Below are 12,983 nucleotides of genomic sequence, written 5' to 3' on the forward strand. Positions count from 1 at the left end.
TAAGAACATAAGATGTTTTTCTGTTCTAACGTGTAGAACTAAATATTCAATCTTCTGGTGAGATGATATAGTTTTATCTTTATAAAGTATTACCTCTATAAAACTCTAAAATTTTAACCCGAAGTAAGTATTCATATTTAGCATTGGTGAGGTTGGTTCTTGCATTATCCAAATTATTTTTACTTGTTATATAAGCAATAAAATTTGACACTCCATTATTAAATCTAATTTCATTTACCCGATAAGATTCTTCAAAAGCTGTTACTTGATTTTGTAGACTTTCATATCTATTAAATGCAGCCCGCATATCAAAATGGACTTGGGCAATTGCATTTTTTACTTCTAATGAAGTTCGTTCTAATTCTATAAGAGATTCCTCTGCTTTAATTTTTTCTAATGCTACATTGTTTTTTGCTCTAAAACTATTAAAAAGAGGAATATCAACCGCGATACCAACAACTGTATTCAAATTATTGTCAAATTGATCCAAATACTCAATTTTATCTCCTCTAAACTGGGATTGTTCAGTGAAAACCGAAATTTCTTCATTGTTAACGGTAACAAAATCTCCTGTTTCTACAATACTCGATCCAATTTCAGTAAATGTTTCTGCAACACTAGAATAGTTGGTGTTTAACTGTCCAAAAAATGAAATTTCTGGGATGTATTGAGCTCTAGCAACTTTTATTCCTTTTGCTGCTGCTTTTGCTCTTAATTCTTTAGCTTTAAAAGTGGCTAAATTTTTCATTGCATCATTAAAAACATCTTCAGACGAAAGTTCGTATTTTTCAAAATCTAATAAAATAGATGTTTTGTCAGCATCAATATTTTCACGGATATTCATCAATCTAGTAAGACTTAATTTTGCACTGTTTAGATCACTTTCTGCCGCTAGTATATTAGTTTCATCAATAGTTTTTTGACCTTTTATGTCGGCATAATCAGCTGGATTTCCAGATTCTTCACTATATAAATCTTCTTGTTGTTTTAATTGTTTATTGGTCGCTACTAATCTTGCTTTGGCTAATGCTAATATATCTGTTCTGTTTAGTACCTGTAGATATGCTAAAGTAACATTAAGAATTAATGTTTGTTTAGCTTCTTCTATTTCCATTTCAGAAGCTTGTCTATTTAATCTTTGTTGCTTAACTGTATTTAATAATCTAAAACCATTGAATATAGTAGCGTCGAGATTTAATCGTGCATTAGAAAAAGTAAGTTCTTGATTTATAAAATCATTGGTAAACGGATCAATACTTCTTCCGTTATTTACACCTATATTATAATTCCCATTTAATGATGGTAGAATGTTTGCTGTGGCCTGCCTATGATTAATTTTGGCAGTACTTGCATTTAGAACCGAAGATTTTAGGTCCAGATTATTTTTTAGTGCTATATCTACACATTGGGCTAGGGAGTACCTTTCTGCGTCTTTTCTTTGTGTAAATCCTAGGAATTGTAAAAGAAAGACACTGATACATATAATTGATTTCAGTGACATGAGTTGTTAGGTTATTCAGAGACGATACGTCCGTCTAAAAGATTAATAATTCTTGATCCATAAGAAGCGTTTTTTTCAGAATGAGTGGCTTGTATTATTGTAACACCTTCTTTATTTAATTCAGAAAATAACTCCATAATCTCCGTACTCTGTTTAGAGTTTAAATTTCCGGTTGGTTCATCAGCTAAAATTAGTTTTGGCTTAGTAATTAATGCTCTTGCAATTCCTACCAATTGTTGCTGTCCACCACTTAATTGAGATGGAAACAAATCTTTTTTACCCACAATATTAAAACGATCTAACATATCAGCTACGAGTGCTTTTCTTTCTGAAGATTTTACGTTTTTATAGAGTAGGGGAGTTTCGATGTTTTCATAAACATTTAATTCATCAATGAGATGATACGCCTGAAAGACAAAGCCTATGTATTCCTTGTATAGTTTAGATCGTTGTTTTTCTTTCATGGTATGCACGGCTTCATCTAAAAAGGCGTAACTACCTTCTGTAAAATTGTCAAGCATGCCGATACAATTTAATAATGTAGATTTACCGGATCCGGATGGTCCCATTAATGAAATAAACTCGCCTTCTTGCACTTTTAGGTCGATAGCATCGAGTAATGCTATTTTTTTTCCACCTGAATTAATTATTCTTGATGTATTGTTAAGTTGTAAAATCATAGTTGTTTTTTGATGATGATTATCTATGTTGTTTTTCGTTGGTGTAAAAAATAATCAGTTTAATTTTTTAAGAGTCTTCTGAGAGATGCGTCTTGGTCGAATGGTATTAAATATTCTGGGGTTTTCTCGTCTCATACAGACATAATTTTCTGAAATTGAATTCATTTTTGTAATCATAATATTACTGAATTTCTGATATTTCTACGTCTCCAATATTTAAACCTTTTTGAATGCTCGCATCACCTTTGTAGTACAATTTCGCTTCTCCAAAAGCTGTAAGTTTAATACGATCAGATGCTTGAATTTTAAATTCGGCCTCTCCAAAGGCTTTTAGCTTAGTATTTTTATTGTCTACGGCAAGTAGATCCGAAGTGCTTTCTCCAAAAGCTGTTATTTTCTGATTTTCGATAGATCCGTTTTTGATAGCTAATGTGCTGGCTCCATACATATCAACATCAAAGTATTCAAAATTTACATCGTTTAAAATTATTTGTGATTCCCCATAAACCTTTAATCGAAATGTTTCTGCGGTGATCTTACTTTTACAAACTGTAGCTTGTTCTCCTCTAATAGAAAGATCAGTAAGTTGTCTATAGTTTATGGTTACGGTAAGTACTTTGCCTTTATAAATAGGTACTTTTCTTTTGGTGCCATTAATCATTACTGTTTTATTTTTTGTAGTCTCTTTAGCATCATCTAGATAGACACGAAGTACATTTCCATTTACTTCGATATTTATTTTGTCTTCTGGTTCGGTACTCTTTTCTATGATTACAGATTCTTGATTGTTTTCCACAAAAGTTGCCTCTATATGTGGGCTGATGATTACTTTGTTAAAAGTAGTAACAGTTTTCTTTGTTTGTCCAAAAATTAATTGTGCAATAGATAGCGCAATTAAAGCCAAAAAATATTTTAAATGTTTCATGATGAATGAGTTTTTATGTTCGTTTATATGATTGAATTGATGATATTAATTTTTATTCTGTTTTTAAACTTTTAATTGGGTTTGCGATAGCTGCTTTGATAGTCTGAAAACTTAGTGTGATGATTGCAACTAGCAGAGTGATAATACCTGTGAGTGCAAAAACCCACCAATTTAGTTGAATTCTGAAAGCAAAATCTCGTAACCAACTGCTCATAAACCACCACGCAATAGGTGTCGCGATACAAAAGGCAAATACAATTAGTTTTATAAAATCTCTAGATAGTATTTTTACGATAATTGCCGTAGAAGCTCCGAGAACTTTACGTATTCCGATTTCTTTGGTACGTTGTTCTGCGATATAAGTGGCTAATCCAAATAATCCTAAAGCAGCGATAATAACAGCAAGTACGGTAAAAATCAAAGCAATTGTACCAATTCTTTTTTCTTGCTGATACATATCAAGGAAGGAATCATCTAAAAAACTATAGGTAAATGCTAGTTCGGAAGAGGTAGTCTCATATTTATTACGAATTTTGCTAATAAAACTTTCTACATCACTTGTATTAAATCGATATGCGGTTCTCCAATTATTATCACCTAATCTAAGACTTAAAGGTCCTACATCATGACGTAAAGATTCGAAATTGAAGTTTTTTACTACTCCGATGATCGTATAAATTATTTTTTCTTTTGTATCTGTGGTTTTATATAGTTTCTTACCAATTGGATCTTTAAAACCTGTTAACGCTACTGCTTTTTCATTTAGAATGATAGCGGTAGAATCGGTTCCAAAAGAACGAGAGAAATTTCTACCAGCGATAAGCTCCATTCCCATAGTTTTTATATAATCATAATCCGTTCTCCAATATTGCATATTAAAACCGTTTTCTGTAGTAGCAACTATTTCTGTGCTAAAAGTGGTATCAGATCTTGCAGATTTCGAAACTGGAATATATCCTGCAAAAGAAGCTGATTTTACTTCAGGAAATTGTTCTATCTCTGATTTTAATGATTTCCGGGTTTCATCGGATAAATTAGCATTATCTACAATTAATACTTGATCTTTGTCAAATCCCACATCGGTAGTTTGGATATGTTTTAGTTGTTGATAAACCACAATGGTTCCAATAATGAGCACGATCGAGGTGGTAAATTGAAAAATGACTAAGAAATTTCTTAAGTTGTTTTTGTTTCCCCCTTTAGATAGATTTCCTTTCAATACGGTTATTGGTTGGAATTTAGAAAGGAAAAATGCTGGATAAATACCTGCTAAAGGTCCAACAATAAAAGGCAGTAGAATTAAGAAAACCAGAAATTGTGGTTGTAGTAATGCTTTTATTGAGATTTCCTTGCCGGAGATGTTATTAAACCAATCCAAAGAAAGAAATACAAATATAATGGCAATACTATGTGCTAATACTACAATAAGTGTAGACTCGCTTAAGAATTGTAATACTAATGATTTTTTCTCTGTTCCTAATACTTTACGAATCCCAACTTCTTTTGCTCTACCCGATGATCTGGCTGTTGTAAGATTCATAAAATTAGTGCAAGCAATAAGAAGAATAAATAAAGCAACAGCAGAAAAAATGTATACATACTTTATAGAGCCATTAGCACTAAGTTCTATACTACGAGAGGAATGTAAATGAATATCTTTAAGAGGAATTAGGGAATATTCAATTTTGTTACCAGCGGCTTCAATATCTTCTATGGTTTTAACTTCCATGTATTGAGATACTTGTGGTAATAAATATTTTGCTACAATTTCCCTAAAATGGGTATTGAACTCTTTATAATTTGTACCTTCTTTTAGTACAACATATGTATGGAAATTATGACTTAGATAATTTCCGAAACCATAATCAACGTTCTCCATAGAGAATAAAAAATCTAACCGGAAATGAGAGTTTTTTGGCATATCTTCTATAACAGCCATAACTTTATATAAGGTCTTACCATTACTGTTGGTTTCTAAAGTTTCACCAATGGCATTATCAACATTCCCAAAGTATTTGATAGCTGCTTTTTCTGATAATACGACTGTATTTGGCGCTTGTAATGCTGTTTTAGGATTTCCTTTTAAGGCGGGAAATGTAAATACATTAAAAAAAGTAGAATCTACATAAGCAACTGAAAACTCTTCTATAAGTTCCGTTCCTTTTCTGATTAATCTAGATCCTTCAGAAGCATATATTCTAGTGTACTCTTCTACTTCAGGATAATCTTTTTTCAAAGTAGCTCCCATAGGATCAGAACTCACCGCCATATTCATTTGGGTACCGCCAAAGAGTATATCAGAATTGATTCTATAAATTTGATCTGCTTTTTCGTGAAATCGATCATAACTTATTTCATCCGTTACAAATAAAGCAATAAGAATAAAGCAACATATTCCTAATGAAAGTCCAGCTGTATTGATAAAAGTAATCCCTTTGTTTTTTATGAGATTTCTCCATGCTATTTTAAGATAGTTTCTGATCACGACGTTGATTTTATTTTTTGATTGTTGAATTTGATATCTATATAGTGAAGATGATGCCAAAATCATAAAAACCTGAAAAACAGAAAGTTGAATTTGTTTTTGAAATTAAATGTGTTCGGTTTTGATACACTTTTTGTTCAAAAACGAACACTCTAAAACTTATTTATTCAGATCTTAAAGATGTAATAGGATTGGCTAGAGCGGTTCTTATTGCTTGAATGCTTATTGTTATTATAGCAATTAAGATTGCTGCTAAACTAGCGATAATAAAAATCCACCAGTTTATTTGTACCTGATATGCAAAATCCTGTAACCATTGATTCATTAGTAACCAACCAATTGGAACTGCAATAATGATAGCAATCAAAACGAGTTTTAAAAAATCTTTAGATAATAATTTTACAATTCCCAGAACACTTGCTCCTAGAATTTTTCTTACACTTATTTCTTTTTTTCTTTGTTCAGCATTAAAAATTACTAATCCTAGAAGCCCTAGAGAAGAGATTAATACTACAAATAGGGTAAATATTTTTGATAAGGTTGCAATTTTATGTTCTGCTTCATAAAGTTGCTGATAATCAGCATCTAAAAATGAAAAATCGAAAGGATATCCGGGTTGAAAAGTGTTATGGATGGATTCGATTTGATCTAAGACAGTAGTTGTCTGGGACCCACTTAATTTTAGTACTATATCAGTACCAAATTTTCTAAACCTTAAAATAAGAGGTTCTAATTTTTTGTGTAAAGAACCATATTGAAAATCCTCTACGACACCTATTATTTCCACTTTTTTATTTCCTTGATCTATTAAAGTGCCCACAGGGTTTTGTAACCCCATAAGTTTTGCAGCAGAAGCATTTATAATGATTTTGGTGTAATCATCCTGAAATTTTTTAGAAAATCTTCGCCCTTTTATAAGTGGAATACCCATTACTTCTGTAAACTTATATCCAACTCTAGGGGATTGAAACATAATATTTTTATCAGAAGGAAGATTGCCCCAATAAAATCCACTTTGACTATCATTGGCTTCTAGGATACTTCCATTTATAAAGGAAACAGAAGTAACCTCTGATATGTTTTGTAATTCATTGATAAAAGTGTCTAGTTTAGTATCATCTCCATTATAAGAAAAAGTAAGAATATGATCACGTTCGTATCCTAAGTTTTTATTCATTACAAAGTTGATCTGATTATTCACTATAAACACTCCAATAATGAAAACAATTGCCAATGTAAACTGAAAAATTACAAGACCTTTGCGAATCCATGCATCTCCAAAAGATTTTTTTAATTTTCCTTTTAATATATAAATAGGTTTAAAACTAGATAAATAAAATGCAGGATAACTACCTGCTAAAAACCCTGTGGATATTAATAATACAATAAGTGAGATTATAATATTTAGATTAATAGTTAGTTCGATATGTTTGGCTGTAATAGTATTAAAATATGGTAATACTAAAATAACAATGACAATGGCTACCAGTAAAGAAATTAATGACAGGACAAAAGACTCTCCAATAAATTGAGCTATTAATATTTTTTTACGACCACCGAGAACTTTTTTAATACCAATTTCTTTTAACCTTTTGCTCGCTTGAGCTGTTGATAAATTCATAAAATTTATACAGGCAATAAGCAAAATAAGAAATGCTATCATTCCGAATAATCTAATATAAACTACACGACCCCCAACTTGTATTCCATTTTGGTAAGGTTGTTTTAAATACCTTTCCGAAAATTGTTGAACAAAGAGTGTGAACATTTCTCTATTATCAACTTTAGTAGATAGATGTTTTGCAATTTTTTTGTTGAAATTATTGATATCTGTTCCTTCTTGTAGGATTAGGAAAATTTTGGCATAACCACTTTTCCAATCGGTGACCCAGCGTGAAGTTTCTTTAAGTAAATCAGAATGTACAACTGAATCAAATTGAAGTGTAGAATTATCTGGAACATTTTTAAACACTCCAGAGACCTGAACAGTAACTTTTTTTGAACCGTCACTCCATTTATAATCCCAATCTAGTATTTTTCCAATAGCATTTTCGGGAGTTTTGAATAATTTTGTTGCCAATTCTTCTGATAATACTACGTTTTTTTTGTTTGATAAAACGGTAGTTTTTTCTCCTATTAAAAGATCAAAAGAAAAGTTTTCGAAAAAATTTGAACTTGCAAAAATACCTTGCCCTAGTTGTTCTTTTTCTAGATTAGAAAATATACCTTTTGGTGTTATGAAATCTGCATTAATTACAGTAGAAGATACTACTTCGGGAAATTCTTTTGCCAAGGATTCTCCTAACAAAAAAGAATTGTTATCCATAGTGATGATCTTATTTTCTACCTCGAAATTAGCTATGACCTGGTATAGGTCCTCTTTATTTTTATGAAAAGTGTCAACACTTTTCTCATCACGTATCCAAAGAAGAATTAATAAAACGCAGGCTAATCCAGTAGATAACCCTGTAATATTGATTATAAAATTAACTTTGTTATTTTTTAGATTTCTAATAGCGATTAAAAAAATATGTCTAATCATAACGTACGTTTTTATTACTCAGTTTTTAAACTACTCACAGGATTTGCTATCGCGGCTTTAAATGCTTGAAAACTTACGGTAGCTAATGCAATTATAATAGCAACAAATCCAGCAATAATAAAGACTACCCAGTTAATTTCTATTCGATAGGCATATTCCTGTAACCAATTACTCATTACTAACCAAGCTAATGGTGTAGCTAATACAATAGCGATACATACCAGTTTCAAAAAATCTTTAGATAATAGTTTTACAATTCCTGTTACACTGGCTCCTAAGACTTTTCGAACACCAATTTCTTTACTACGTTGTTCTGCAGTATAAGCAGCTAGACCGAAAAGACCCAGACAAGAAATAAGTATTGCGAGTAATGCAAATATTTGAGATAATTTACCAACTAGCTGTTCACTTTTAAATATTGCGTCAAACGCCTCATCTACGAAAGTATATTCAAAAGGGAATGCAGGATTGTTGTTTTTCATAATTTTCTCGATAGAAGCTAAGGTATCTTCCATAGCTACACCTGATTTAGTCTTTATATAGAAGTATCTGGCATAGTTATGATTATTAAAAAATATAACAGGATCACTAGAAGCATACATATCTCCATATTGATAATCCTTAGTAACACCTATTATCTGTAAAACATCATCACCGGCAGTGATTGTTTTTCCGATAGGAGAATTTTCTCCCATAAGTTTAGCAAGAGATTGAGTAATTATGATGTTAGTACTATCCAAGCTCTGATTTTTCTTAAAACCTCTTCCTTCTATAAGCTCTATACCAGTTGTGTTAAAAAAGTCAGAATTGACATGCCTATATGATATTAAAACATCTTCTGTATCGGTTCCTCCTTGCCATTGTAAGCCAGAACCATTATTTCCTGCGGATAAAATTTGAGAATTACTTAATGCCACGCCGCTTACAACTCCTGTGTTTTTTAGGTCTTGTTCTATCACTGTAAACTTCTCAATTATATTGCCATTAGCACGCATTCTAATTAGTTGATCTTTATTATATCCTAAATCTCTATTTTTTACGTGCTGAATTTGTTGGTAAACTAGTATAGTACAAATAATGAAGACGATTGAAATTGTAAACTGCCCCACCACAAGTCCTTTTCTAATAAAGGAAGCAGAACCACTAGTAGCTTTTATTCCTTTTAAGACCTCTACAGGCTTAAAGGATGATAGATAGAATGCTGGATATATACCAGCAAATAATCCGCTAATAATGGTTGTGATAAATAAAATAGCGATATGTAATGGATTGGATAAACCTAATACCAGATCTTTTTCTATTAAAATATTAAATTGTGGTAATATCAGTAATAAAAGAAAAATACTTAGAATAGATGCTAATAAAGACATCATAAGTGCTTCTATTACAAACTGAATCATTAATTTTGGACGACTAGATCCGATAGCTTTTCTTACTCCAACTTCATTAGCTCTTTTTTCACTTCTAGCTGTAGATAGATTCATAAAGTTAATGCAAGCTATTAACATGATGATTAAAGCTATTATAGAAAAGAGACGAACATACTTAATTCTTCCTCCGACTTTTTCTCCTCCTTCGAATTTAGATTCTAAATGCCAATGTTTTAAAGCGTGCAAAAAGGCGTAGGTATCGGTGTTCGGATTTTTTGATGGTATAATTTCTCTAATTTTGTTATCTACTTCCGCAATATTAGCTTCAGGAGATAATTTTACAAAAGTGTCAGAAAAGTTACTGCCATACTCATTCATCCATTCGGCACCATCCTGATATCGTTCAAAAGGAGCAACCCAATCAAAAGGGAATGTAACATTGGTAGGAAGGTTTTCTATAACACCGGTTATGACATAATTATCTCTGTTGTTTACTTTGATAGTTTTACCTAATGCTTTCGCATTTTTACCAAAAAGTTGCTCAGTTGTTTCTAAAGTAAGTACAATGGCCTCAGGATTATTAAAAGCATTCTCTCTAGTACCTTCAATAAATTTTAGACTAAAAATTTCTAAAAAATCTACATCAGCGTATCTTCCTTGTCGATTGATAGCATTATCACCAACGGTAAAAAGACGTTCTTCAGAACTTGATCGAGTTGCTTTAATTACACCAGGAACTTCATCTTTCATAGCCTGTGCTAATGGCCCAGGTGTTGAATAAAAAGTTCGCCACTCTCCGTCATAGTTCTGATTGGTAGGAATATAATATATTTGATCCTGATCAGCGAAGGATTCATTAAAACTTAATTCATCTTCTACCCACAGAAAAATTAGACTAGCACACGTAATTCCAATGGCTAAACCAAAAATGTTTAAGAAACTATATCCTTTGTTTTTAAGTAAACTACGGAAAGCTATTTTTATATAATTAGTGATCATGATAGTTCGTTTTTTGACCTGCCAAGGGCAGAAATATTGTTTTATTTATTCCGTTCTCAATGAATTTACAGGATTGGCGGTTGCTGCTTTAATAGCTTGTATACTAACCGTTAAAAAAGTAATAGTCATTGTTACAATACCTGCTATTAGGAAAACCCACCAGCTTATTGAAATTCTATATGTAAAATCTTGTAGCCAGTTTTCCATAAAATAGTAGGATAGAGGAGTAGCAATGGCTAATGCAATAAGTATTAGTAAGAAAAAATCTTTTGTTAACATTTTCATGACTGTACTGACACTTGCTCCCAAAACTTTTCGGATACCGATTTCCTTCTTTTTTTGTTCTGCCATAAACGAGATTAGGCCAAATAATCCAAGACAACTTATTAGGATTGCTAGGGTAGTAAATACAATCGAAATATTTGCCAGTCTTTTTTCTTCTGCTATTAATTTTTCTGTTTCTTTATCAATGAAATTGTAAATAAAAGGTGTAGTTTTATTTACTTGTTTCCATACAGTTTCCATCTGATTAAGAATCATTTCGAAATCAGAAGTGTTCGTTTTTACAAGCAACCATTCTGAACTAATATCTAGAAAAAGCATAATTGGTTCTACTTCCTCTTTTAATGAAGCAAAATGAAAATCTTCTGTGATACCAACCACTTCTACAGTTTGTACATCACCACCTGTAGAAAATGAAAGGTTTGTACCTACCGCATTTTCTATTGAAATGTTAAATGCATCAATAGTGGCTTTATTTACTACTACACGACTACTATCCTGACTTTTTAGTCCTCTACCTGTTAATAATTCGGTATCTATTGTTTTTAAATAATCACTTTGAATACCATTTACTTTTACCAATAAAGGTTTCGTTGGATCGTTACCAGGTAAATAAGCACCTACATCTCCACGTAAAAATTGAGATGGATATATATTACATCCAGAAATGGATTTTATTCCAGGAATCTTACTCATATTTGTTTTTAAAGTATTGTATTGAGTAAAGGCTTCTTGTGTTCCTAAACGAACTGCAATTAAATTATCTTTATTAAAACCCATATCTTTATTTTGAGCATAACGAACTTGTTCCGTGATAATATATACCGTGGCGATTAGGCCAATTGAGATTACAAATTGAAAAACTACTAGGCCTTTTCTTAAAAAAGTTCCACCGACAGCAGCGGTGACGGCTCCTTTCAAAACACGAGTTGGCTTTATAGAAGATAATATAAGAGCTGGATATATCCCAGCGATAATGCCCGTTAGAATACCAATTACAAGAAGTATTGATAATACACGCCAGTCAAGAATTGCTAAGAAACTTATGTCTCCTTGGGTTAGTTGATTCACTAGAGGTAATAAAATACATGTTAATGGAATACTAACAACGGTAGCTAATAGGGATAATAGAATAGATTCTCCAAGAAATTGACCAATTAATGATTTTTTATCTGCACCGATAGTTTTGCGAACACCAATTTCTTTAGCACGTTTATTAGCTCTTGCAGTACTTAGATTGATAAAATTAACACAAGCTACTAATTGTATGAATAGTGCTAACGTAATTAATAAGTATAAGTAGCTAATATCGGATACCGGACCGATTTGCCTAGATATACCTTTGGAATGTAAATGGATATCACTCACTTTTTGTAAGATAAGTTCTTTCTTAAAATTAAAAGCAGCAAAGTCTTTTGCACCACGATTCTCTAAAAATTCAGGTAATTTGTTCTGAACTAAAGACGCATTTTCTGGATTATTTAACTTTACATAGGTATAGATAAAGTTTTGAGTAGCAAAGTTCTGAACGGTTCTAACAAACTGTCCTAACCCAGGAGTGTTTATGGTGACTAAATAATTAGGGTTTAGATGAGATTTTTCTAGATCGCTATCATCAAAAACACCAGTTACAGTTAGTGATAATTGTTGTTCTCCACTACCAGAAATAATAGTTTTATTAAGCACAGGCACATCACCAAATAGTTTTTTGGCTAAGCTAGAAGATAATACTACAGTATTGGGAGCTACCAAAGCAGTATCTGGATTACCTTCGAGTAAATTGAAATTAAAAATGTTAAATATTGTGGGATCTGCAAGATACCCTCTAGGCTCGTAAAATCCTGCCGTACCATCACTTGTGCGAAGTAAATCTTCGGTGCCTTCACCCATATATACTAATCGAGTAGCTTCAATTACTTCTGGGAAATCTTCTTTCATAGCAAACCCAATAGGAGGACCGCTAGAAGCAGCATTAAATAGTTTTGCGTTAGGATCTTCAATAATGGTTCTTACCCGATATATTGCTTCTGCATCTTTATGATGATCATCATACCCTAATTGAGCAAATACATAAATTAAAATACTTAAACAGCAGACAGTCCCAACAGTTAATCCAAGTAAGTTGATTATTGTTTGTAATTTATTCTTTTGAAGACTCCTCAAAGCTATTTTAAAATAATTCCTTATCATGATTGTTCG

7 protein-coding genes are annotated in these 12,983 nt (G+C 31.8%); all 7 read right to left on the minus strand.

The window, feature by feature from the left end; all coding sequences use genetic code 11:
- Positions 1-79: 79 nt before the first annotated feature.
- Positions 80-1,501 (minus strand): TolC family protein, encoded by a 1,422-nt coding sequence (locus D1815_RS01595; RefSeq protein WP_118385669.1) that lies wholly within the window; start codon positions 1,499-1,501, stop codon positions 80-82.
- A gap of 11 nt (positions 1,502-1,512) precedes the next feature.
- The gene (locus D1815_RS01600; protein WP_027391921.1) at positions 1,513-2,181 is read right to left on the minus strand and encodes an ABC transporter ATP-binding protein; all 669 of its coding nucleotides are present in this window, start codon (positions 2,179-2,181) and stop codon (positions 1,513-1,515) included.
- A 181-nt stretch (positions 2,182-2,362) separates the two neighbouring features.
- Complete coding sequence (locus D1815_RS01605; RefSeq protein ID WP_027391920.1) at positions 2,363-3,106, minus strand: GIN domain-containing protein; 744 nt, start codon at positions 3,104-3,106, stop codon at positions 2,363-2,365.
- A gap of 52 nt (positions 3,107-3,158) precedes the next feature.
- Positions 3,159-5,591 (minus strand): ABC transporter permease, encoded by a 2,433-nt coding sequence (locus D1815_RS01610; protein ID WP_118389828.1) that lies wholly within the window; start codon positions 5,589-5,591, stop codon positions 3,159-3,161.
- Positions 5,592-5,754: 163 nt separating this feature from the next.
- A complete protein-coding gene (locus D1815_RS01615; RefSeq protein ID WP_118385670.1) occupies positions 5,755-8,133 on the minus strand; it encodes an ABC transporter permease in 2,379 nt (792 codons plus the stop codon).
- 14 nt (positions 8,134-8,147) lie between these two features.
- Complete coding sequence (locus tag D1815_RS01620; RefSeq protein WP_118385671.1) at positions 8,148-10,502, minus strand: ABC transporter permease; 2,355 nt, start codon at positions 10,500-10,502, stop codon at positions 8,148-8,150.
- A gap of 45 nt (positions 10,503-10,547) precedes the next feature.
- Positions 10,548-12,974 carry an ABC transporter permease gene (locus D1815_RS01625; protein WP_118385672.1) on the minus strand — a complete coding sequence of 809 codons (2,427 nt, stop codon included), beginning with the start codon at positions 12,972-12,974 and terminating at the stop codon, positions 10,548-10,550.
- Between the last annotated feature and the right edge of the window lie 9 nt (positions 12,975-12,983).

Source organism: Aquimarina sp. AD1, from assembly GCF_003443695.1.
GTDB lineage: Bacteria > Bacteroidota > Bacteroidia > Flavobacteriales > Flavobacteriaceae > Aquimarina > Aquimarina latercula.